Annotated in this window: 14 protein-coding genes; 4 read left to right on the forward strand and 10 right to left on the reverse strand. The window is 51.4% G+C overall.

What is annotated here, in order from left to right:
• Positions 1 to 14: 14 nt before the first annotated feature.
• Positions 15 to 9,347: an autotransporter outer membrane beta-barrel domain-containing protein gene (locus HVZ52_RS16640; RefSeq protein ID WP_181598485.1), complete on the forward strand. Its 9,333-nt coding sequence runs from the start codon at positions 15 to 17 to the stop codon at positions 9,345 to 9,347.
• A gap of 189 nt (positions 9,348 to 9,536) precedes the next feature.
• Here the strand turns inward: HVZ52_RS16640 and HVZ52_RS16645 are convergent, their stop codons facing one another.
• The 6 genes from HVZ52_RS16645 to rclA form a co-directional block, all read right to left on the reverse strand.
• Positions 9,537 to 10,304 carry an EAL domain-containing protein gene (locus tag HVZ52_RS16645; protein WP_016152160.1) on the reverse strand — a complete coding sequence of 256 codons (768 nt, stop codon included), beginning with the start codon at positions 10,302 to 10,304 and terminating at the stop codon, positions 9,537 to 9,539.
• 101 nt (positions 10,305 to 10,405) lie between these two features.
• A complete protein-coding gene (locus tag HVZ52_RS16650) occupies positions 10,406 to 10,993 on the reverse strand; it encodes a helix-turn-helix transcriptional regulator (protein ID WP_019076223.1) in 588 nt (195 codons plus the stop codon).
• A 24-nt stretch (positions 10,994 to 11,017) separates the two neighbouring features.
• Positions 11,018 to 11,704, reverse strand: a complete 687-nt coding sequence (locus HVZ52_RS16655; RefSeq protein WP_016152158.1) for a PilZ domain-containing protein — start codon at positions 11,702 to 11,704, stop codon at positions 11,018 to 11,020.
• A gap of 578 nt (positions 11,705 to 12,282) precedes the next feature.
• Positions 12,283 to 12,843, reverse strand: coding sequence for a reactive chlorine resistance membrane protein RclC (gene rclC, locus HVZ52_RS16660; RefSeq protein ID WP_181598486.1), 561 nt, complete (start codon positions 12,841 to 12,843; stop codon positions 12,283 to 12,285).
• 11 nt (positions 12,844 to 12,854) lie between these two features.
• Positions 12,855 to 13,091 carry a reactive chlorine resistance periplasmic protein RclB gene (rclB, locus tag HVZ52_RS16665; protein WP_029139445.1) on the reverse strand — a complete coding sequence of 79 codons (237 nt, stop codon included), beginning with the start codon at positions 13,089 to 13,091 and terminating at the stop codon, positions 12,855 to 12,857.
• A gap of 164 nt (positions 13,092 to 13,255) precedes the next feature.
• The gene (gene rclA / locus HVZ52_RS16670) at positions 13,256 to 14,581 is read right to left on the reverse strand and encodes a reactive chlorine resistance oxidoreductase RclA (protein WP_181598487.1); all 1,326 of its coding nucleotides are present in this window, start codon (positions 14,579 to 14,581) and stop codon (positions 13,256 to 13,258) included.
• Positions 14,582 to 14,816: 235 nt separating this feature from the next.
• Here rclA and rclR point away from each other — a divergent pair, with 235 nt between their 5' ends.
• Positions 14,817 to 15,671: a reactive chlorine-specific transcriptional regulator RclR gene (gene rclR, locus HVZ52_RS16675; RefSeq protein WP_181598488.1), complete on the forward strand. Its 855-nt coding sequence runs from the start codon at positions 14,817 to 14,819 to the stop codon at positions 15,669 to 15,671.
• A gap of 51 nt (positions 15,672 to 15,722) precedes the next feature.
• Here rclR and HVZ52_RS16680 read toward each other — a convergent pair whose 3' ends face one another.
• The 4 genes from HVZ52_RS16680 to HVZ52_RS16695 all read right to left on the reverse strand — a co-directional run bounded on the left by HVZ52_RS16680 (position 15,723) and on the right by HVZ52_RS16695 (position 22,009).
• Complete coding sequence (locus HVZ52_RS16680) at positions 15,723 to 18,866, reverse strand: CusA/CzcA family heavy metal efflux RND transporter (protein WP_016152153.1); 3,144 nt, start codon at positions 18,864 to 18,866, stop codon at positions 15,723 to 15,725.
• 11 nt (positions 18,867 to 18,877) lie between these two features.
• Positions 18,878 to 20,170, reverse strand: coding sequence for an efflux RND transporter periplasmic adaptor subunit (locus HVZ52_RS16685; RefSeq protein WP_047415066.1), 1,293 nt, complete (start codon positions 20,168 to 20,170; stop codon positions 18,878 to 18,880).
• 76 nt (positions 20,171 to 20,246) lie between these two features.
• Complete coding sequence (gene cusF / locus HVZ52_RS16690) at positions 20,247 to 20,594, reverse strand: cation efflux system protein CusF (RefSeq protein ID WP_016152151.1); 348 nt, start codon at positions 20,592 to 20,594, stop codon at positions 20,247 to 20,249.
• Positions 20,595 to 20,626: 32 nt separating this feature from the next.
• On the reverse strand, positions 20,627 to 22,009 hold the full coding sequence (locus HVZ52_RS16695; RefSeq protein WP_065554217.1) for an efflux transporter outer membrane subunit: 1,383 nt from the start codon (positions 22,007 to 22,009) through the stop codon (positions 20,627 to 20,629).
• A gap of 195 nt (positions 22,010 to 22,204) precedes the next feature.
• Here HVZ52_RS16695 and cusR point away from each other — a divergent pair, with 195 nt between their 5' ends.
• Both cusR and HVZ52_RS16705 read left to right on the forward strand, forming a co-directional pair.
• Entirely contained in the window at positions 22,205 to 22,888 is a 684-nt protein-coding gene (gene cusR / locus HVZ52_RS16700) for a copper response regulator transcription factor CusR (RefSeq protein ID WP_016152149.1), read from the forward strand.
• Positions 22,878 to 24,329 carry a Cu(+)/Ag(+) sensor histidine kinase gene (locus HVZ52_RS16705; RefSeq protein ID WP_016152148.1) on the forward strand — a complete coding sequence of 484 codons (1,452 nt, stop codon included), beginning with the start codon at positions 22,878 to 22,880 and terminating at the stop codon, positions 24,327 to 24,329. The genes cusR and HVZ52_RS16705 overlap by 11 nt, the downstream gene beginning before the upstream one ends.
• Positions 24,330 to 24,437: the final 108 nt, after the last annotated feature.

The raw sequence follows: 24,437 nt of genomic DNA on the forward strand, positions 1-24,437 counted from the left end.
GACGAGGGTTATATATGAACAAAGTTTACAGCATTATTTGGAACGCGGTGCTCGGTATCTGGGTGGTCGTTTCCGAATTAACCAAAGGAAAGAAAAAAAGCAGCTCACGTAAAACTGTCGCCGTACTGGCGGCCGGCGCATTAAGCGCTGCTTCAATGCAAGCTTCAGCAACTCCGATCATCGACATCGGTGAACATAATATTTTCGCCGACTACCAGACAGGTATTTCTGTTGGGGATTATGAGGGTGTCCACGACTACGGATTCTTATATGAAGATATCACTGCTGGTGAGGCACTCAATATCAGCGGCGCGATCCCAACCATCAGTCCGGGTCAAAGTGGCGTTGTTGAATCAACGACCATCAGAGAGCTACTGCAAACCGGCAAAATCACCCTACAGGCCACCAGCCCTGACCAGGGCGTAAAAACGATTACTACCGCCGAGGAGCTGGCGGAATACCTGACTTATAACCAATCATCAACGCCTTCGCAGAGCACAGAATTTGAGATTAACGACCCGGCGTTCCCCGGCGAAAAAACAACCATTAAAGTCTTTGATACCAACGCGTTAAGTAACTTTCTTACCGAATCACAGATTGGCGATTCGGCATTAAACACTTACGATCCGACGCAGTCTAAAATCTACAAACAATTTGGCATCGCGCTGGCGACAAACGGCTCCACGGCCAATCTGAATTTGGGCGACGACACGCTCAATGTACGCGCCAAAGCCAATACCATCGAATTACTGGCCAAAGACTCCTCCTTACTGGAGGCTCAGGACGCGGGTAGCCAGGTTTACTGGCAATCCGATAACTTTATAAAATTTAACGCCGCCCCGGTTATTCCTGAAAAAACCTTCGCCGGCTCAGCGCAAACCTCCGTGTTTGGCGATGATGTCACGCTCATGACCTACGGCTATGATACGGATGGCAAAGTCGTCGAAACGGGTGAGCGCACATTTAACATCACCAACACGCAGGAGTTGGCCGAATTTAACGACTGGCTGTTGGGCAATAGCAGCGACGCGGCGGAAAACCCGGAAGGCGAAAAAGTCAGCCAAATCCAGCTGTGGCTGGAAGCGAATGAAGTCACTACCGTCACCGCAGCACAAACGAAGTATGCCGAGCTGATTGATGGCCTGATCAATTCCAGCAAGCCCTCTGACGTGCTCAGTTGGGATTACGACGTCTGGACAGACGGCTTATCGCATGCCAATAACGCGACCGCTGACCGCGGTGAGCTGCATGCTATTTACGCCAACGGCGCAGGCACCTCCGGCACCCTGAACAAAGATGCGATTCTTGCCGTTGACGGCAGTATTAATGGCGTCATGAAAGCCGTTGATGGCGGGGTTATCACAAACTTTGGCGAACTGAACGCATTACGAACGTCTACCGGGCAGAGCCTGGCGATTGGCATGCTGGCACAAGACGCGACGGCAACCAACAACGGGATGATCAACTCCGGGCTGTTTATCGATAAAGACGGCAACCAAAACGTCAACAGCTATGGCGCATTTGGTATGCAAGGTCAAGGCACCAGCCAGATCGCTAACAACGGCATCATCAACCAGGCGATCACCACCGATAACTTTGGTACCGCTTCGGCAGCCGATCCCTGGAGCAAAGACGTCCCCGCTTCTTCGCTGACGCTGGCGATTGGTATGCAATTGTCTGACGATGCGCAAGGGGTCAACAATGGCGAGATTAACGTCGTAGACGGACGTAAAAGCGGTACATCCTTTGCCAGCGGCACCGCTTATGGCGTAGAAGTCGCCGGGAATGCCACCTTTACCAATGCTCAGAATGCCTCTATTTATCTTGGTCGCGACGCAAGCGATCCGGCTAAAGATGTCACCATGGCAGGCGGTTCCAGCCTGAGCGCCGGTATTATGATCAAGAGCGCCAAAGAGGTGATTAACAACGGCCTTATCACGCTGGGAACCGGCGTCCGTAACGCCGCAGGGATTTTGGTCGGAAATGCCACGGGCAACGTCCTCAATACCGGCAATATCGTGATCAATGGCGGTTCTAAAGGGGGCAGCAGTAAAAACTACGGCATCTCCGTACACGACAGCGGCGCAGAAAATAATCAGGAAATCCGTAACGACGGCAAGATTAACGTGAATGGCACCAACAACGTAGGGATCCACGTTAGCGCCAATAACAAAAATGCCGAAGTCACCACCAGCGCTGCAGGCTCTATCGTGGTGGACGGTGAAGGCGGCGTCGGTAACCGTAACTACGCCATCTGGGCGGAAGGTGGCGCCAACGGTCAGGCAGTGGTCAACGTCTACTCTAATATTACACTGGATAAAGCCGGTAACATCGGCGTCCACGTGCGTGATAACGCCATCGCTAACGTTGACAGCTTAAGTAGCCCCTCATTTAACAGCACCGATCAGATTGGTTATTACCTGTATGGTAAGGGCGCTACCGCCAATATTGGTCAGGCGGTGATGAATGACAACGGTCAGGATCGCACCACCATTTTCCGTATCGCCAATGGCGCATTGCTGGCCGGTAATACCACTAACCCGAAAGATCAGTCCACCTCCAACCTGGATTTGACTCTCAGCGGTAACAATTCCGTGGGCGTACTCGCCACCGGCGCAGGCAGTAACGTAGATACCGGTGAAGCAACGTTCACCGTTAAGGGTACTGACTCTGCGGCGCTGGTTATCGAAGGCGGCGCGAAAGGGACCATCAGCGATAAAACCACCATCAATTTAACCGGTGAAAGAACCGTTGCCGGGGTTGTGGATGGTCAGGCGCATCAGTTGAATGGTAATACGCAGGGCAATGCCACGAGCACGACCCTGACCTCAAACGCGAAGATCACCTCTGAAGCCAGCGGCAACAAGGTAATCGCCTATGTGGCGAGGAATCTGGGCAACCTGATCCTCGATACCAAATCGATTATCGATCTGGCCAGCGTCGACAGTATCGGTGTCGATGTTCAAAAAGGCGGTAGCTTAACCAATAACTCCTCCCTCGCCCTGCATGTCAGCAACGGCATCGGCGTACGCGCCTCAGGCTCCAGCGCGCAGATTAATAAGCTGGGCAAAATTCAGGTTGATGATGGCACCGCTGGCGTTCTGTTAACCCAAGGGGCAAGCCTGCTGATTAACGGCATGACTGGTGACAGCATTACCACCGATGGCTCCGCGGACGGTATTCGCCTGGCCGAAGGCGCTGGCGCTCTGGCCGCGCAAAGCGTGATGATCCGCGCTGATGGTACCGGTGCCGGTATTCAAAACGATGCCAACAACACCAATATCACGCTGCGTGATGTCACCATCGACTCCAACGATGGCCCAGGGATCCGCACCAGCGTGGCGCTGACCATGAACGATGGGCTGAACAACATCCTCAACGTCAACGGTAAAGGTACCGGCTTCGCCTTTGAACAACGTAATGGCGACGCGGTGACGGGCAATCTAACCATCGGCAAAGGCTATACCATTGAGGTACTAAACAGCGAAGGCAGCGGTATTCGCGCCAATACGGACGGTCGTATCACCACCAATGCCGACATCAACGTGCATGACAGCGCAGGTGGTTCAGCAATCATCGCGAAAAACGTTAGCGCATTGACCAACAGCGGCAAGATTATCTCTGCCAGTACCACCTCACCGGTAATAGACGCCAGCGGCGACAGCAGTAAAGCCATCACCAACACGGGAACCCTGCAGGCAATCAACGACTCGGCCGTGGCAGTTCAGTCTGGTAAAGGCAATGACACCATCGATATCAGCGGCGGTGTGACCAGCGGCGTAATCAACACCGGTGAAGGTACGGATACCTTCAACTGGCGTAGCGGCTCTTATGCTGGCGAAGTGAATTTCGCGGGTACTGGCGGTAACAATAAAGCCAATATCGGCAATGTGATGCTGGATAAAACGCGCCACATTCTTACCGCAGCGGGTACGGGCAACGCCCTCACCTTCACTGATACAAAAGATGCGAAGATTGGTACGCTGGCTAGCGACAACCTGAATACCGGTACCAACATTGGCACCGGCTGGGATTCACTGACCATCAGCGGGTCAAATGCAGATGTACGCATCGTTGAAAACCTGAATCTGGCGAGCGAAACCCTTGCTGTAAACAATGGCGCCACGCTGCGTACCGGCGACCACGTCGAACCAACCAGCACTGCCGCAAGCATTGGCGATTACAATGTCACCACCCAGGGCGCAGACAGCAAGGTTATCTTCGATACTCAGGGGGATACCTCAACAGCACAGATCTATCGCGGCATCATCAGCGGCGACGGGAAATTTGAACGTGCGGCGGGCGGTACCACAGTGTTTACCGCCAACAATAGCTACACCGGCTCTACCACCATTGATCAAACCGGTACGCTGCAGTTAGGTGACGGTGGAAATGAAGGCGAAGTGAGCGCCGTCTCTGACATCATCGACAACGGCGTATTGGCGATTAATCGCGCCAACACCGTGCTGCTCAACGGTGTGATCTCCGGTATCGGCGCGCTACAGCAAATCGGTGGCGGCATTACCCGTCTGAACGGCAACAATACCTATACCGGTAACACCACCGTTACCAACGGCACGTTGCTGGTGAATGGCGATCAAAGCGCGGCGCGCGGTGTCACCACCGTCAGCGGCACGTCCACACTGGGCGGTAAGGGCATTATCGGCGGTAACGTGCTGATGAACGATGCCACAACCATCAGCGCCGGTGACGGCGGTGCGGGTACGCTATCTGTTAACGGTAATCTGCAGCTTGGCAGCAAAACGACCTCCGCTTTTGAACTGGGCCAGGCCTTTACGCCAGGCGGTGCGCTAAACGATCTGGTGAACGTGGCAGGCGATCTGCAACTGGACGGGACCCTGGATGTTACCACGTCGCAAGGCGGTAACTTCGGACCGGGCGTGTACCGTATCTATAATTACGGCGGTACGCTGGATAACCAGACGCTGGAGCTGGGCGCAATACCGGACAGTCAGGATAAGAGCAATATTTTTGTCCAGACCTCTATCGACAAACAAGTCAACCTGGTGAACGCCAACGGCGTTACCCTGCAATTCTGGGACGGGGCGACGGTAAGTCAAAGCCACGGCGCGTCGGGCATTGAGGGCGACAGCAAAATTGACGGTGGCGATGGCAAATGGATGGCGATCGGCAGTCAGGGTGATAACAACTGGACCACGGCAACGGGCGAAGGTAACGCACCTTGGGCGCAGAAGTCCTTTGCCGTCTTCACCACCAAAGGTGGCACCGTTACCGTGGATAACGCCGCGGGAGAAGTTAACTTCTCCGGGGCACAGTTTGACGCCGATGGCTATGTCGTTAAAGGCGACGCACTTAACGCTTATGCCACCACGGAAAACGCGACCCACGCAGGCCAGACGCCGGGAACCGGTGAACTGCTGCTGCGCGTTGGCGCGGGTGGCGCGGGGCAAAACTATACCGCGACCATTGAGTCCGTCATCCGCGAAGCCAGCACGACTGACAAGCTAACGCTGGTGAAAACCGACCTTGGCCGTCTGATCCTCAGCGGTGATAACGCGTATCGCGGCGGCACACGCATTGATGGCGGTACGTTGCAGATTTCCGCCGACAGCAACCTCGGTCAGAGCGGAACCGACCTGGCTATCAACAACGGCTCCACGCTGCAGATGGGTGCGGACCTGACCAGCAATCGCACCATTGTGCTGGGCGCGAATGATAACGCGGCGGTGTTTGACCTCAATTCACATGATTTCACGCCAACAGGTGAGATTACCGGCGACGGTAAACTGAAAGTCACCAGCAGCTCAAGCGATGCGGGCAGTACTCTGTCGCTCAATCGCGCGAACAGCTATAAAGGCGACACAGAAATTGCCGGTACCGGAAATGCCAACAATGTGACGGTCAACGTCAGCAAAACCGGGGCCTTTGGTAGCAATGAAAGCAGCACCGTGAACGTCAATAACGGGGCGACGCTCAATGTCAGCGGAACAGAGACCAGCCTGAAATCCCTGACCATGAACATCGCCGATAGCCTGTTAACACTGGCGGATAACGTCACCGCCGCGAGCACAAAACTGAACCTGACGGGCACAGCGAAAGCGCTGTTAACCGATAACGCCACCGCGGGCGAGGCCACGGTTAACGTGTCAAAAGACAGTACGTTGGCGCTGGAAGAAAACGCCAGCGGTGGTTCTGCTAGCGTGAATAACAGCGGACTGATGACCTTTGCGGACCAGGCGTTAGCAGAGAATACTGTCGTTAAAAACCTGGCAGGCGGTAAGGTCGATATCAGCGCAGTCGACAGCGCTACATTTATCGGCTCGTTGTCCGGCGCGGGGAATGTCGAACTGGGCAATAAAGAGTTGTCGCTGGGTAATCTGCATCTTGATGACACCATCAGCGGCATTATCAGCGGCAACGATGGCAGCCTGGTGAAAATCGGTGACGGCACGTTAACGCTGACCGGCGATAACACCTGGACCGGCACCACGGACGTCAATGAAGGCGTACTGCTGGTCAACGGTAATCAGTCTGCCGCGACCGGTCAGGTGACGGTGAAATCTGGGGCAACGCTCGGCGGGAACGGTATTATCGGCGGCGCGGTTGATGTACTGGATGACGGCCATATTACCGCGGGTGCGGCCATCAATAGCGTGGGTAAACTGACTACCGGTTCACTGACGCTCAGCGATAACGCACAGCTTGATTACCAGTTTGGTCAGGCCTATACCCCAGGCGGAGCCTTCAATGACCTGATTGATGTCAATGGCGATCTGACGCTCGACGGTAAGCTCAATATCCAGACCTCTCCAGGCGGAAGCTTTGACGTTGGTGTTTACCGCGTCATCAACTACACCGGCACATTAACCAACAATGTGATGGACATTGCCGACGCGCCGGAAGCTGCGGACAGCCTGTACGTACAAACCTCGGTTAAAAACCAGGTTAACCTGGTCAACCATGCCGGGCTGACGCTGCGCTTCTGGGACGGCACCGGCGGTGAGAATGGCGAGCTGAAAAACAACGGCGTCATCAACGGCGGCGACGGTATCTGGCAATCCAGCCAGGGTAATGACAACTGGACAACGGATGAATCAACGCCAGAAGGCGCGCTGAATGCACCGTTTACCGATGCCGCGTTCGCCGTCTTCCAGGGTGAAGCGGGCAATGTAACCGTCGATAACAGCAAAGGCGACGTCATCATCAGTGGCGCACAGTTCGCCACCGATGGTTATCGCGTGGGCGGTGAAGCCATTACCACCGATACGGCTAATACGCTGATTCGCGTCGGCGATGGCACAGTAGACGGCGCTAACTACACCGCGACTATCGACAGCGTGATCCGCGGTACCGGCGGCCTGAATAAAGGCGACCTCGGTACGCTCATCCTCACTGGTGACAACACCTACAGCGGTGGAACCACCATCACCTCAGGTACGCTGCAGGTGGCGGGTGATACCAACCTTGGCGCACCAGAGACGGGAATTACCTTTAATGGTGGTACGCTGAAATATGGTGAAGCGTTTGATACCGCTCGTCAGGTGACTCTGGAATCCGGCGGCGGCACATTCGACACCAACGGACATAACGTTTCTCTGCTGACGGAAGTCGAAGGTAACGGTCAGTTGACCAAAACCGGTAAAGGCTCCCTCACCCTGACGCTGGATAACACCTACACCGGTGGCACCACCATCGAGCAAGGCGTTTTACAGCTGGGTAACGGCGGTGATATCGGCAGCATTCAGGGGGATATCGTTGATAACGGCGTACTCAACGTCAATCGTGGCGATACCCTGGCGCTGACCGGTAATATCAGCGGCGAAGGCCAACTGCATCAAACCGGCAGCGGTGTTACGGAGTTGCATGGTGAAAACAGCTACAGCGGCGCAACGCTGATTGCCAACGGTGTACTGCAGGCGGGTAATACCAACACTCTGAGTAGCGCATCACACCACTACGTTGTCGCTGACACCACCCTCAACACGCAAGGTTACAACCAGACGGTAGCGGGACTGAGCAACGGCGGCGATGTTTCACTCATCGGCCAGCAGACTGGCACAACGTTAACCGTCAAAGGGGATTACACCGGCGAAAAAGGGACTATCAACATGGCGGCCACACAAACTGGCAGCGGCGCAGGCATTGCCGACCGTCTGATTATCGATGGCGGTAAAGCCAGCGGTAGTACGCTATTGGATGTCGATGGTTCTGGTCTCGGCGCACCAACTATTGGTGATGGTATCGAAGTGGTAACCGCGCTCAATGGCGCAACCACTACGGCACAAACGTCACGAGACGCCTTCTATCTTGCCGCCGATCGTATGGCTGCAGGCGCATTTGAGTATCAACTGCATGCGGGTAACGCTCAGGGTCAGGGTGAAAACTGGTATCTGAGAAGCGAATATCGTCCAGAAACTATGCTGTATTCTGGTCTCGCCAGCGTCGTTCGTCAGGGCGACATCAGCCTGTTAGGCAATATGCACCAGCGTATGGGTGACGAGGTAAAACCAGGTATTGATGAAGACAATCGCGCCTGGGCAAGAATGATTGGCTACTCCGGTAAAACCAAACTGGATGATGCGGCTGGAACGCAAACCAGCTCCCACACCATGGGGATTCAGGTTGGCGTCGATATGTATGCCAACGAAAGCTGGAAAGCCGGGATGTATACCAGCATTCTTGATATCGACAGCAACGTGAAAGGCACGAAGACAGGCAGCGACGGCAAAGGCGGCAACATCGACGACAACGCGTTTTATGTCGGCGGCTACGCCACCTGGTTCTCGGGCGACGGGATGTATGTTGATAACGTCCTGCAATACGGTAACCATAAATCCCGCCTGGCGGCGACCGGTAACAACGGCTCGTATACAGTCAGAGGCAACACGCTGACGGCGTCAACAGAAGTGGGTAAATCGTTCCGTTTAGGCGCCAGCGCATGGAGTCTGGAACCTCAGGCTCAGCTGATCTATCAACACAGCGACTTTGATAACGGGCGGCTTGATGGTGTGACCCAAACGAAAGTGAAAATGGATACCGCGGATTCCTTTACCGCCCGTCTGGGCGTGCGTCTGGTCGCTGACTATGACACCAACCATGGCAAATTCCAGCCTTACGGCAGGGTCAACGTCTGGCAGGGTCTGGGTTCAAAAGACAAAACGCACTTTAGCAATGCGGTAGCCACCACCACGCTTGAGTCTTCACAACAGTACTCCAGCACTGAAGTTGCAGCCGGTCTGTCATGGTCTATCGACAGAAACCTGCAGGTTTACGGAGAACTGGGTACGCAATTTAGTAACGGTGGCAGTAAGTCGCAGGTTGAAGCGCCGGTTAATGCATCAATTGGCTTTAAGAAATCGTTCTAAGCTGACATAAACTCGCTAGCCCTCTGTTTAACAGGGGGTTTTTTTTTGCCTGTCACAGATACAAAGCTACCTGATGCGCTTAACGTATCAGGCCTACGGACTTATTTTTATAGGCAGGAAAAGCGCGGGAGCGGCCCTCTGGCAACGCGAAACAAACGAGATTCAGGGGAACAACAGAGAGGGAGAAGATTAAGGATTATACTGCGTCAGGAGTAACGGGATCTCTTCTGCCAACACCGGGGGAGAAATGAAAAAGCCTTGAATTTTGTCACAACCAATCTGCATCAGCCGGTCCAGTTCGGACTGGGTTTCCACCCCTTCAGCAAGAACTTCAATACCAAAATTGTGCGCCAGTGAAATGATACCCTCAACAATCTTTGTTGAGCGGGTATCGGGTTCAATGCCGGCGATAAATTCCTTATCAATTTTTAAGGTATCAAAAGGATATTTCAACAGATAGTTAAGATTGGCGTGGCCGGTTCCAAAATCATCAAGGGCAATTTTGACCCCTATCGCCTTCAGCTCCGTCATATTTTTAGCCGCGACCTGACTGTCGCACAGCGGCGACGTTTCCGTGACCTCTATCTGGCATCGATGGGGCGGGAGACCACATACAGTAAGGTTTTTTCTGACGCGTTGGGGTAACAGCGGATCGCAGAACTCAAGCGCGGAAATATTGACGGACAATACAAGGGGCTCTGGCCAACGGGTTGCCACATCCCAGGGAGTGTGGGTAACCATATCTTCAATTGACATGATATTGCCGCTGTCTTCCAGCAAGGTAATAAAAACATCGGGAGAGATCATCCCCATCTGGGGGCTATTCCAACGCATTAATGCTTCAAACCCGCTAATACGCTGATTACGCAAATTAAAAATTGGTTGATAAACCATATAAAGCTGACTGGTATTCAATGCCTTTTCAAGCGCGGTTAACACCTCACTAGAATTAAACATTCCTCTCTCCCTCAACAAATCATAAAAATTAAAAACCAGTCAATATCACTCCCGAATTGTATCTACTATTAGGTGTGTTACATCAGAATAGAATGGCCAGGTTAGGGTAAAAAAGACATACGATGGGTAAATCTGACAATTAATTTATTTAATTCCGAGGTATTGGTCAGTCCCAGCTTGGTGACGACCCTCATTTTATGCGCCTGGATAGTTTTATAATTCAGGCTAACTAACTCTGAAATTTCTCTGGCGGTATATCCGTTTACCAATAAATTCAGAATCTGCTGCTCTCTCTCGGTTAATCTTTTCTGTGAACGATACAGCCGGGGATTCCATTTCCCGGCCGTTAACGACGCCAGTTGACCGAAATCGCGCAGTGAAGATTTCTCCGTCAAAACTATCGTTTTTTCAACATATAATAACTCTACACATAATTTCGCCACCAAACTATCAGCAATAATTACCACGACATTATTATAAAACTTGAAGCGGTTTTTATTCAAAAACTGCACGATAGTTGAACATGGTTGTTCGTTATCAATGATATTAAAAACCATGGTTTGATGCTGGCATAATGATGACTGATGCAACATATCCTCAAACTGGAATGTTTGTATCGGTACATGTTTGCTTGTCAGGTAGGCGAACAAACCGTTGCCCACAAAATTATCACTGCCACACATCAACATCCTGTTCATCGCCCCTTATCAGCATCAAATCTTGTTACTCATTAAAAATTTAATAATAATCTTCTCGACCTCTGCCTCTTCACGACGATTTTTAAAATCGAACTCACATGAGATCTGATGACAGGCATACAATTGATTATCCTCATCAAATTCATTGATCATGACGACATCGATCACTTTCAAATCCAGCTGTAAACTGCCAAACGTATCAAAATCCAGCGCGGCATTTTTAATCACCGCATCTTTATAGAGAAAACGGGAGTTCACATCTTTAACAATTAATGCACAACCGCCCTGCGAGATGTTTTTAATCTTCAGAGAGTAGTTTTCTCCGTTTTTGTAACGACCAAAACAGAAAAAGTCGTAACCCTTCAGGAAGGAAAAACGCTGATTTTGTCGCTGCTGGGCAAAGAAAATCATATCCGGGATGAAGTAGGATAATCCTGCTTGTGCACCTGCTGATAAGGTTTGTTCGAATCTGGCACTAAATTTTACAATCCCACTCTCACTGTGCAGGATAAAGTACTGGACCTTTTCAGGAACAATGTCTTCGTGTCCGGAGATGACAAACCGCTCGAAATCAATCTTCTCTAACTGCGTGATAACACTATGGTTTTCACATAAAACTTCAAGTTTCGTTTTCTTGTGCAACTCTTCACGAAGGGTAGCGATGATTTCAAACTTGTTGTCCTTTGCTAATCCAAAGCTCATTCTAAAACCCTTATTTCCATATTTAAGATATGTCTCGCTTTTGGTTACTCACAAAACGCGAGATCAGCATCCACCCCTGGTGCTTAATTACCATAGTGGATTCCATGTCGAACAGTTGGTTAAAAATTAAGTTTTTAACTATCTTTAGCCATTTATTGATACGTAAAAACATTTAATCAAAGTTAATTCTAGCTGAAGCCATGCCTAAAACCACATGAAGTTGTTGGCTAACTATAACAAAAGAGAATAATAAAATTTTTTGAAATGTCATTTTGAGATAACAAATAGCAAGAACTACACAGAAAAAAATAGTGGGAAATGAATGGGTTTTGATGGAAGGACCACGCAGTATGCGGACTGGCGTGCTATCGCAAGAAGAAGAAAAAATGCTTACTGCACTATATCATTAACCAGGAATATAGCTCCGACTAGTAATTGTGAAAAAGTAAATAATTATATTTCACCTGTAAAATAAATTTACCTTAGGGCAGAAAAAAGGCCAGCATCCTGCTGGCCCGGTAATTACCGAATCGAACTATAGAGGCTTACTGTCTAACAGAGGGTACAATGTTAAAAATTCAATAATTTTGCTTAATAATTGATCGCGATGAATCTGCGATGATCATCACCGCTCCCGCCAGCATTAATGTGTCTTTCAACACCAGACGCCCGGCTCCGGACAAGTACGGAAAACCGTGGTGCAAATCGCCCAGTGGCATCACCCATGCTTCCGGTGTGGTAATTAAAAATGATAACGTCACAATCGGAGTAGCAAATGCCAGTACGCCACCAATTAATCCCAACCAACGGCTAACAGGATTAGCCAGCACCAGCAATGCGATCAGCACTTCGACTACGCCCAAGCCATTGGAGAACGTATAGGTGTTATTCGCCTTCTGCCATTCCCGCTCCTGCGGTTTAAACTCACCTTCGTGGGTTAAATGCTGCTTATATTCTTCTGGATGTTCATAAAAAAATGACATTACCGGACTATTGGCAACAAATGGCGTAATACTATCGGCTTCGTAAGGTACAAATTTCAATAAGCCAATCCAGATAAAAACAATGGCAATACTCAGGCGAATCAATGTTAATCCAATTCTATCGCCCTTGCTGAGTAAACGCAGATACTTTTCCATTCAGACTCTCCTCACTTGTACAAAATTGCGGTTGCGTGAGTGCTGCTATCAATGCGCATTGAGGTAATTTTCCAGGACGTTGCCTTCTTTTCCTGCGCCAGCCTGGCGATTGCATGTTCAACAACAGAAGGTGCGGCGGCAATTGCCGACACGCTGACGCGGGCTACTTCGACTGGCTGTTGTGCCAGTGCAGAAAATGTCACCGGCGCAGTCAGTAAAGCAGTCAACAATAATGAAGTTTTAAGCATGTTCATTTCTATTTCCATTAACTAGTGATTTCACTCGTAATAGAATAAAACATTGTTGCTTATCTTATTTCCTCCATAACGCCAGAATAACTGTTCATGAGTATTTCTTTATATATGATAAAAAAAAGCCCCACACAGGTGGGGCAATCATGCAGGCTATATTATTATTTTATAAGAGAGAAGAGATCGTTCAGTGATTCGCTCATGCTCGGATGAGTAAATATTTGATCGCGCAATGTCGTGTAAGGTAAACCAGCATCCATAACGGTTTTAATGATATTAATCATCTCATGAGAATCCACGCACAGCAGCGATACGCCTAATATCTGTTTCGTTTCGCGATTTACCACCGCTTTAAGTACGCCACGCGTGTCATTCATCACCCGTGCACGCGGGATAGCCGCGACAGGCAGGGTGACAACCTGGACCGCCGCGCCGCTGGCGCGAGCTTGTTCTTCTGTCATCCCCACACGGGAAAGCGGCGGCGTCATAAAGACAGAATACGGTACGTTTTGGCGATCGCCGGTGTTACGTAATCCCTCGCCTAACAGGTTGTCGCGCACAATACGGAAGTCATCCAGCGAGATATAGGTAAATTGTAACCCCCCCGTCACATCGCCCATGGCCCAGATATTGTCTGCCGAAGTACGCAGATATTTATTCACCACAATGGCACCGCGCTCGTTGACATCCACACCCGCATTCTGCAACTGCAGATTTTCAGTTGCCGGTTTGCGACCCGATGCCACCAGTAGCGCATCCACAGTCTGGACGCCTTCCGGCATTTGCACCTGCACCGCGCCGTCATGGGACGAAACCGCCTGCACCCTGGCATTGAGGATAATCTCAACCCCTTTGTCGCGTAAAATGTTGGCGATAGCGTCGGCAATATCCCGATCTTCGCGGGCTAAAAACAGTGGGGCGGCTTCATAAATGGTGACCTTACTGCCAAAGTTGGCAAACATTGATGCGAATTCAACACCAATATAACCGCCGCCCAAAACCCCCAAACGTTCCGGACGTTGCGTCAAATTTAACAACCCGGTGCTGTCAAACACGCCCGGTGTAGTCATTAACCCTGCCACGTTTGGCATCGTTGCCTGTGCGCCGGTATTAATAAAGATCTTTTCGCCGCTTAGTTCAATCTCGCCTGTTGGCTGCACGACCCGCACCGTATGGTTATCAATGAATTCAGCACGACCTTCAATCACATCTACATTTTCCAGATCGGCAAGATTATGGAAGTTTTTATCACGCAGAAAGCTGACAACGGAGGCCTTGCGCTGCATCGCCGCAGCAAAGTCATGCTGAAGTTCAGCATCGTGTACCAGGGTTTTGGTGGGAATGCAGCCGATATTGATACATGTCCCGCCATACATGGTGTTTGACTGTTCAATAATCGCCACTCGCCAGCCCGTTTTCGCCAGGGTAGCCGCCAGCGTTTTACCCGCTTTGCCAAATCCGATAATAATCGCCTGATACTGATTCATGCTGTCTCTCCACCATGTCACTGTTCGTTTGTTGAACTGAAGTATAGGTTTAACGATGCATGAACAATGTATCCATATCGCGCAAATTACTGTCAAATCGTCTAAACAACTACTATCTCTCTTCCACTCAATCCATCGAGACAATAAACTAAGACCATAAATTTATTTAATAAATAATGAGTAACAGCGTTACTTTATCTCGACAAGCATCAACAAGAACTGCTCAGGAGTCTTTATGGATGCACTTAGCCGATTACTTATGCTTAACGACCCGCAGGGCTCGATTGATCAAAACTGCCTGCTGAGCAGGGACTGGCAACTGCCGCACGCGGCGGGTGAGCTGTCCGTTATCCGCTGGCATACGGTAACCCAGGGATTTGCTCAACTGGATATGCCAGACGGAACGTCTTCTACGTTACGCCCTGGAACAATAGTCATTCTGCCTCAAAACTCCGCGCATCGGCTGTGCCAGACAGGGGAAGAACAAACGCATATTGTCTGCGGAAGCCTGCGATTGCAGGCTTCTTCACGCTATTTTTTAACCGCCCTTCCGGAAGTATTAATACTGGCACCAGAAGATAACAGTCCCATTAGCCACTGGCTGAAGGCCATGATTGCGCTGATGCAGCAGGAATACATCAACGATCTGCCTGGCTCCAGCATCGTTTGCAGCCAGCAATGCGCTACGCTGTTCGCGTTAGCCGTTCGCGAGTGGCTATCCCAGCCGACACCCGCTAAAAATGTGCTGAATTTATTGCTGCACCCAAGGCTTGGGGCCGTTGTCTTCATGATGCTGGAGTCACCGGCTTTTCCCTGGACTGTCGAAGAACTGGCAAAGCGTGCCCATATGTCGCGGGCCAGCTTTGCGCAGCTATTCCGTGAAGTCTCAAACTCCACGCCGCTGGCGGTGTTAACCGAGCTACGGCTGCAATTCGCCGCCCAGATGCTGTCACGCGGATCGCAGCCGTTGATCGTTATTGCCGAGTCGGTGGGTTACGCCAGCGAATCATCGTTTCACAAAGTCTTTTTACGGGGATTTGGCTGCACGCCGGGCGAGTACCGCAAACGCGTGAAAGCGTTGGCGGCATAACGCACCGCCTGCTTCGGCAACAAAACCGACGCAGGCGAGCGCTTTAAGGCACTACTTTTGGCTGCGATGCCTGTGCAGCCACATCAGCTTATAAGCTGCCGGAATAATAAACAGCGACAGCAATGGCGCGGTAATCATGCCGCCAATCATCGGCGCGGCAATGCGGCTCATCACTTCTGAGCCCGCCCCTGTTCCCCACAAGATTGGCAACAGGCCCGCGATAATCACCGCCACGGTCATCGCTTTCGGACGCACGCGCAGCACCGCGCCGTGATACAACGCTTCATCCAGCTTATCCGCCGTAAAGGTTTGCGGATTTTCCAGCGCAGGCTCGGCTTCAATAGCATGGCGCAAGTACATCAGCATCACTACGCCAAACTCCGCGGCAACACCGGCCAGGGCGATAAACCCGGTTCCGGTCGCAACCGACATATGGAACCCCATCCAGTAGAGAAACCAGATCCCCCCTACCAGCGCAAAGGGCACGCTGGTGATAATCAGCAGCGCTTCACCAAAGCGACGGAAAGCCAGATAAAGCAGGACAAAGATAATCATCAGCGTCATCGGCACCATCAGTTTGAGCTTATGGCTGGCGCGTTCAAGCAGCTCGAACTGCCCGGAAAACGCCACGCTGGTCCCCGGCTTTAACTGCACGTTTTCAGCGATCGCTTTTTTCAGATCGTTCACCACCGAAACCATGTCACGGTCGCGGGCGTCGATATAAATCCAGCTGGTGGGTCGCGCATCTTCGGTTTTCAACATCGACGGACCAGAAACCACTGTCACATCTGCAACATCAGCCAGCGTGATTTGCTGCTTCATGGGCGTCAGAATGGGCAGATTACGCAGCGCTTCCGGGCTATCACGATAGCTCTGCGCATAGCGAAGGTTAATCGGATAACGTGCAATCCCTTCCACCGTTTCGCCCACCATCGCGCCTCCGACCGCGGAGGTGACAAACAACTGTACCGCGCCAACGGTCATACCGTAGCGGGCTGCTTTCTCCCGATTAATGTCCACATTAATATAGCGCCCGCCCACCAGCCGCTCAGCCAGCGCCGAAGCGACGCCCGGCACGGTTCTGGCTACCTCTTCGATTTGTTCTGCCGTGGCGTCGATATCAGCCAGAACGTTACCTGACACCTTTATCCCAATCGGGCTTTTGATGCCGGTAGAAAGCATGTCGATACGGTTACGAATAGGCGGAACCCACAGATTCGCCAGCCCTGGCAAGCGCACGGTTTTGTCGAGTTCGGCGATGATTTTGTCCATCGTCATCCCCGGACGCCACTGATCCTGCGGCTTCAGTTGGATCGTTGTTTCGACCATTTCCAGCGGCGCGGAATCCGTTGCGGTTTCCGCCTTACCGGTTTTACCAAACACACGCGCCACTTCCGGAACGGTCATGATCAGCTTGTCGGTTTTTTGCAGCATATCCGCCGCCTGCGCCGCCGAAATCCCCGGCAGGGTTGACGGCATATACAGTAGATCGCCTTCGTTAATCTGCGGCAGGAATTCACCACCGACTTTATTCAGCGGGTAGATAACCGTCAGTATTGAAAGTACCGCCACCAGCAGGGTGGTTTTAGGCCAATGCAGCACCTTCAACAACAGCGGATGATAAATACGGATCAGGAAACGGTTAAGCGGGTTACTGCTTTCCGCCGGAATTTTGCCACGGATCCAGAATCCCATCAGGATCGGAATGACGACAATAGCCAGAAACGCCGCGCCTGCCATGGCATACGTTTTGGTAAACGCCAGCGGGCCGAACAGTCGCCCTTCTTGCCCCTCGAGCGTGAAAATAGGGATAAACGACAGGGTGATAATCAGCAAGCTGATGAACAATGCCGGGCCGACCTCTACCGAGGCATCGGTAATGACCTTCCAGCGCGTTGCGTTATCCAGTTTTTCATCCGGATGCTGATGTCCCCACTCTTCGAGCCGCTTATGGGCGTTTTCAATCATCACGATCGCGGCATCGACCATCGCCCCGACGGCAATGGCAATGCCCCCAAGCGACATGATATTGGCGTTCAGCCCCTGGAAATGCATCACGATAAACGCGATACACAGTCCCAGCGGCAGGGAAATAATCGCTACCAGCGCCGAACGCAGATGCCACAGGAACAGCGCACACACCAGCGCAACAACGATAAACTCTTCCAGCAGCTTATAGCTCAGGTTATCAATAGCGCGATCGATGAGCTGACTGCGATCGTATGTTGTAACTACCTCAACGCCTTCCGGCAGGCTGCTTTTCAGCGTGTCGAGTTTGGCTTTAACGGCGGAGATCACTTCACGCGCATTTTTACCGGAACGCAGAATTACCACCCCGCCCGCCACTTCGCCTTCACCATTCAGTTCGGCGATCCCACGGCGCATTTCCGGCCCAATCTGCACACGCGCGACATCGCGCAGGTAAACAGGTACACCGTCGGCCCCTGTTTTCAGGACGATATTATTGAAGTCATCAAGCGTTTGTAGATACCCACTGGCACGGACCATATATTCCGCTTCAGCCATCTCAACAGACGAGCCGCCCGCCTCCTGATTCGACGTATCCAGTGCAGATTTCACCTCCGCCAGGCTGATGCCATATTGCGTCAGCTTCATCGGGTCGATAACAACCTGGTACTGTTTAACCACGCCGCCTACCGAGGCCACCTCTGCCACGTTCGGAATCGTTTTTAACTCATACTTTAAAAACCAGTCCTGAAGAGTTCGTAACTCTGCCAGATCGTGTTTACCGCTGCGATCGACCAGCGCATATTCAAAGATCCAGCCGACGCCCGTGGCGTCCGGTCCCATCTCCGCGCTGACCCCTGCCGGTAATTTCCCCTGAACCTGGTTGAGATACTCCAGTACGCGCGAGCGCGCCCAGTAAGGATCGGTGCCATCTTCGAAAATGACGTACACATAGGAATCACCAAACTGCGAGAAACCACGCACGGTCTTCGCGCCCGGTACCGACAGCATGGTGGTGGTCAGCGGGTAAGTCACCTGATTTTCGACGATTTGCGGTGCCTGCCCTGGATAGCTGGTTTTGACGATCACCTGAACATCAGAGAGATCGGGCAACGCATCAACCGGGGTATTAATGATAGTCCAGGTTCCCCAGATACTGAGAAACAGCGCCCCCATCATCACCAGAAAACGGTTTGCCACCGAACGGCGGATAATCCATTCAATCATTTATCATGTCCTCAGTGTGAATGGGTCGCCTGGGCTGGCTTTGCGGATGCGTCTTGCGCACCACTGTTCTGCGCGCGCATACGGTCCAGTGCGCCAGAGATATTCGCCTCGGAATCAATCAGGAACAGACCACTGGACACCACTTTTTCACCTTCAGTCAGGCCTGAGCGGATAGCCGTCAGCCCTTGAGATTCATGGAATACCGCAACCTGCTTCGGTACAAATCGACCTTCGTTATCGACGGTGATCACCCGTTGCTCGGTGCCTGTATCAATCAACGCCTTTGAGGGGATCAGCAGCATCGGTTCACTTTGCGTTTTCAGTTGCAGGTAAGCATTCATCCCCGGCTTGAGCGCCTCATCAGGGTTATTGACCTGCAAACGGATCTGCAGCGTACGCGTGGTGGCATCGACACTTGGCAAGATATTCCACTTGCTAATGGTGAAAGGCTTATCCGGCCAGGCGGGCACGGTGATGGTAAATTGCGAGGCGTCTTTGATCAGCCAGGCGATAGATTCCGGGACCGACGCGCTGACCCATACCGGGTCCATCCCCTGAATTTTCGCGACCACATTGTCTTTGGAAATGTTCATGCCGGTACGCAAATCGAATGCGGTAATCACCCCATCAATAGGGGCTTTCAGGGTAAAGCGGGTCTGAATTTTACGCGTCGATTTTAAGCGCTGAATATCCGCTTCCGGCATACCGGCCAGACGTAATCTCTCCAGAATCCCTTCCACCTGTGTCGCGCTGCCGCCGGTCTCCCGCAGTAACAAATATTCGCTCTGCGCCTCAACCCAGTCGGGAATCGTCAGATCGATAAGCGGCGCACCTTGCTTAATTTTGTCGCCCACGGTTAGCGGGTAAACCTTCTCGATAAAGCCTGCGGAGCGAGCCTGGACAATAACAAACTGGTATTCGTTATAGCTAACGTTAGCCGGGAAAGTTTGCGCATAGTGCAGCGGGCCACGGCGCACAGGTTCTGTTTTCAGACCCAAATTTTGGGTCTGAGTAGGATCGATACGCACGCCAGGCGCTGATGCGCTCGCGGTCTCTTCATCGGCATATTTGGGGATCAGATCCATATCCATAAACGGTGATTTACCCGGCTTATCAAAGCGCGTGTTCGGGTACATGGGGTCATACCAGAACAACACTTTTCTGGCTTCTTTTTGCGAAGCCTGCCCGGTTTCCGCCGTTACGTTTGCTGATGAATAATAAGTATAAATACCGACAGAAATAACCCCACCGGCAATCATGCCAGCGAGAATAAGCGCGGTATTTTTAATATTTAAAGACGCCATAGTGATTTCCATTGCGCGATAGTCTCACCCGCATTTCGAAGAATCCGGGCAAGAATAAAAGAGACCAGCGAGAACGTTATTTACTGATGTGAATATCGCGTAACACAGAGATATTTCCCTGCTGAACAAACGTAAACGCAACCTTATCGCCGGGTTTAATATCGTCAGCCTTGGTGTCGGCAACCCGCGTAAAACGCATCGTCATGGCAGGCCAGTTCACCGCGGGAATGGGATCATGCTTGATCGTGATTTTTTTACTTTCTTTATCAATAGCTTCAATCACCCCGGTGGCGCTAATGACGTCTTCCTGTTGGGCCGCTGGCTGCATGTTCATCATCTCGCCATGCTGATGCTCATTGGCCTGAGCGTTAAACATGACCACAGAGAAAAAGCTAAACAACACGGCTTTGGCGGTAGTATTCATACTTGATGCTCCTGAAAAGTTAATATTAAGGATTACTCCACCCAACCGCCGCCTAAGGCAGCAAACAGCTTAATTTCATTAACCTGTTGGGCGTAATTAAGATCGAGCAGCGATTGCTGCGTAGCGAATAAAGAACGTTCGGCGTCCAGTACTTCGATGTAGCTAACCGCACCATTTTGATAAAGCGCTCTGGCGCGTTGTAAGGTGATTTGCAATGACGTCAGGTAGCGCTGCTGACCGCTAATTTGATCGGCAATGCTTTGGCGCAACACCAGCGCATCCGCCACCTCTTTAAACGCGTTCTGAATTTTTTGTTCGTAATTCACCACCGACTGCTGTTGGCGAATTTCAGCGAGGTCGAGATTGGACTGATTACGTCCGGCGTTAAAAATGGGAATATCTATTTTGGGGACAAAATTCCACATGCCGCTGGTCGCATTAAATAAGCTGGAGAGATCGCTGCTGCTGCTGGAAACCGAACTGGTCAAGGTAATCGACGGGAAAAACGCTGCTCGTGCGGCGCCGATATTGGCATTCGCCGCCATTAATCCGTGTTCAGCTTCCAAAATATCCGGGCGCTGCAACAGGATTTGCGACGAGAGCGATGGCGGCAGCGTTACTGGTTTGATATCCCCGCTGCTGCGCATCTGGTCGTTGGGTAATTTCCCGTACGTACCCAGCAACAGTTGCAGCGCGTTGTTGGCCTGCGCCAGTTCACCTTTACGCTTCGCGATTTCGCTGCGGGTGCTTTCAATCACGCCCCGCGCCTGTTCCAGCGCCAGTACGTTGGTGCTTCCGGTCAGCAACTGCTTCTCAACAAAAGCGTAAGAACGCTGATAGTTTTGCAGCGTTTCTTCGGCAATTTGCAGTTGTGCATAAGCCAGACGCTGATTGAAATAACTTTGCGATACGTTGGAGATTAATGAGATGTGTACCGCCCGACGCGCCTCTTCGCTGGCAAAGAAGTTCTGTCGCTCGGCTTCACTCATATTCTTCAGCCGACCAAAGAAGTCCAGATCGAAACTAAGATTGAGTCCAGCTTCGAATTCACGATCGGTGCTGCTATCGCCTTTTAATTTGCCGCTGTAAGTACCGCTGGAACCTGCCGTGAGTTGCGGGTAGCGGTCAGCGTCCGTGACGCCATATTGCGCTCTCGCTTCCTGAACTTTTAGCACTGCCATACGTAAATCGCGGTTATTGACCAGCGCCTCGCCAATCAGCGCCTTTACCTGGGAGTCAACGAAGAAGCTCCGCCAGCCCGTGTCCTGATATCCCACCGGTGCAGAAACCAGGGCATTCTGGCTTAAGGAGAATTGCTGCGGCACAGGCAATGTCGGACGCTGATAGTCCGGCGCCAATGAACAACCGGCGAGAACGAATACAGCGCTGAGGGTAAGAAGCTTAAATTTGCTCATAGTTCTTCTCGTCCTGACCGGACTGATGGCCCTAAAAAATGTAGGAATTTATAGTGTTGTACTTTAACGAAGTGACTCTGTTTAAGCGGTGACAGGAAAATGACAAAACTGTCATTTTCCCAATAACCGATTGCTATCCGATCCCGCTTCCCTAGAATTGAAAGTCCGCACAACCCGTGTGAGAAGGAGAATGCGATGAAGGTGTTGATAGTCGAAGATGAGAAAAAAACCGGTGAATACCTGACGAAAGGCCTGACGGAAGCGGGTTTTGTCGTGGATTTAGCGGATAACGGCCTGAACGGGTACCACCTGGCGATGACCGGCGATTACGACCTGCTCATACTCGACATCATGCTGCCGGATGTAAACGGCTGGGATATCGTACGGATGCTGCGTTCCGCTAACAAAGGGATGCCCATTCTTCTCCTCACCGCGCTGGGTACCATTGAACATCGGGTTAAGGGTCTGGAATTAGGCGCTGATGATTATCTGGTCAAACCGTTCGCCTTCGCCGAACTGCTGGCGCGGGTCAGAACGCTGCTGCGCCGGGGTGCGGCGGTGATTGTCGAAAGCCAGTTTCAGGTCGCGGATTTAATGGTCGATCTGGTCAGCAGAAAAGTCACCCGCAGCGGGACGCGTATTACTCTGACCAGCAAAGAGTTTACCCTGCTTGAGTTTTTCCTGCGTCATCAAGGGGAAGTTTTACCCCGCTCGCTGATCGCTTCCCAGGTCTGGGATATGAATTTTGACAGCGATACCAATGCCATCGACGTCGCCGTTAAGCGTCTGCGCGCCAAAATTGATAACGATTTTGAGCCGAAACTGATTCAGACCGTACGCGGCGTGGGATATATGCTTGAGGTTCCTGATGCCCAGTAAACGATGGCGGCGCCCTTTTTCGCTGGCGACACGACTGACCTTTTTTATCAGTCTGGCGACAATTGCTTCATTTTTCGCCTTTGCATGGATAATGATCCACTCCGTGAAGGTCCATTTCGCCGAGCAGGACATCAATGATTTACAAGAGATCAGCGCCACGCTGGAGCGGATTATTAACCAACCCAACGAGCCGGAATCACGCCGTCTGGAAACGCTAAAAAACGTGGTTGAGGGCTACTCGAACGTCATTATTTCTCTGGAAGACAGTAAGCAGAAAGCCATTTTTCATTCGCCAAATGCGCCGGATCTACGGCAATTTATCGCCAGCGCAAGACCGGATAAAAATGCCCATGCCAGCGATGTTTTTATTATATCCGGCCCAACACTGCAAACGTCCAAACATATTCACGGACAAAAAACGTCGTCTAACTGGCGAATGATTCGCCTACCGGTAGGAAAGCTGACTGATGGAAAAGCGGCGTATACGCTGTATCTGGCGTTATCGATCGATTTTCATCTGCACTATATTAACGACCTGAAAAACAAACTGATTATGACGGCATCGCTGATTAGCATGATGATTGTATTTATCGTGCTGTTCGCTGTGTATAAAGGCCATGAACCGATCCGTAATGTCAGTCGGCGCATCCAAAATATCACCTCAAAAGATCTTGATGTGCGCCTCGATCCGCAAGCGGTCCCTATTGAACTGGAACAACTGGTAAGTTCGTTTAATCACATGATCGAACGCATCGAGGATGTATTTAAACGTCAGTCGAACTTCTCGGCAGATATTGCCCATGAGATCCGCACGCCAATAACCAACCTGGTCACACAAACGGAAATTGCGCTCAGCCAAACCCGTAGCCAAAAAGAGCTGGAAGACGTGCTGTATTCCAATCTTGAAGAGTTTGGTCGTATGTCGAAAATGGTAAGCGACATGCTGTTTCTGGCGCAGGCAGACAACAATCAGCTTATCCCGGAAAAGACAGCGCTTAATCTGGCCGATGAGGTTGGTAAAGTGTTCGATTTTTTCGAAGCCTGGGCAGAAGAGCGCGAGGTTGGCTTACGTTTTGAAGGACGCGCATGCTGGGTTTCAGGCGATCCGTTAATGCTACGCCGGGCAATGAGTAATCTGCTTTCAAATGCCATGCGCTACACGCCAAAAGGCGAGTCGGTAACCGTGCGGGTGAAAGAGGCGGATGGCCTGGTCCAGATAGTCGTGGAAAATCCCGGCCCCCCCATTCCCCCACAGCATCTATCGCGGCTATTTGATCGGTTTTATCGGGTTGACCCTTCACGACAGCGTAAAGGCGAAGGCAGCGGTATTGGCCTGGCGATTGTGAAATCGATTGTTATCGCCCATCAGGGGAAAGTCTCGGTGACATCCGATCAGCTTGCCACCCGATTTATTCTGACGCTGCCCAAGCATGCGATGTAATTTATGGTAATGGCGTTGATACCTTAAACAATTCGAGTTGCAGGAAGGCGGCAAGAGAGGGAATCCCCAGTCACTTACTTAAGTAAATGACTGGGGTGAACGAGCGCA

The organism is Citrobacter sp. RHB36-C18 (assembly GCF_013814485.1).
Lineage (GTDB): Bacteria > Pseudomonadota > Gammaproteobacteria > Enterobacterales > Enterobacteriaceae > Citrobacter > Citrobacter braakii.

Coding starts and splice junctions, on each gene's coding strand:
- HVZ52_RS16650 (WP_019076223.1), bottom strand. CDS start 10,993: ATGTTGATGTGTGGCAGTGATAATTTTGTGGGCAACGGTTTGTTCGCC.
- HVZ52_RS16695 (WP_065554217.1), bottom strand. CDS start 22,009: ATGAGCAAATTTAAGCTTCTTACCCTCAGCGCTGTATTCGTTCTCGCC.
- HVZ52_RS16655 (WP_016152158.1), bottom strand. CDS start 11,704: ATGAGCTTTGGATTAGCAAAGGACAACAAGTTTGAAATCATCGCTACC.
- HVZ52_RS16680 (WP_016152153.1), bottom strand. CDS start 18,866: ATGATTGAATGGATTATCCGCCGTTCGGTGGCAAACCGTTTTCTGGTG.
- rclB (WP_029139445.1), bottom strand. CDS start 13,091: ATGCTTAAAACTTCATTATTGTTGACTGCTTTACTGACTGCGCCGGTG.
- rclA (WP_181598487.1), bottom strand. CDS start 14,581: ATGAATCAGTATCAGGCGATTATTATCGGATTTGGCAAAGCGGGTAAA.
- rclC (WP_181598486.1), bottom strand. CDS start 12,843: ATGGAAAAGTATCTGCGTTTACTCAGCAAGGGCGATAGAATTGGATTA.
- HVZ52_RS16705 (WP_016152148.1), top strand. CDS start 22,878: ATGCCCAGTAAACGATGGCGGCGCCCTTTTTCGCTGGCGACACGACTG.
- HVZ52_RS16640 (WP_181598485.1), top strand. CDS start 15: ATGAACAAAGTTTACAGCATTATTTGGAACGCGGTGCTCGGTATCTGG.
- HVZ52_RS16685 (WP_047415066.1), bottom strand. CDS start 20,170: ATGGCGTCTTTAAATATTAAAAATACCGCGCTTATTCTCGCTGGCATG.
- cusF (WP_016152151.1), bottom strand. CDS start 20,594: ATGAATACTACCGCCAAAGCCGTGTTGTTTAGCTTTTTCTCTGTGGTC.
- HVZ52_RS16645 (WP_016152160.1), bottom strand. CDS start 10,304: ATGTTTAATTCTAGTGAGGTGTTAACCGCGCTTGAAAAGGCATTGAAT.
- cusR (WP_016152149.1), top strand. CDS start 22,205: ATGAAGGTGTTGATAGTCGAAGATGAGAAAAAAACCGGTGAATACCTG.
- rclR (WP_181598488.1), top strand. CDS start 14,817: ATGGATGCACTTAGCCGATTACTTATGCTTAACGACCCGCAGGGCTCG.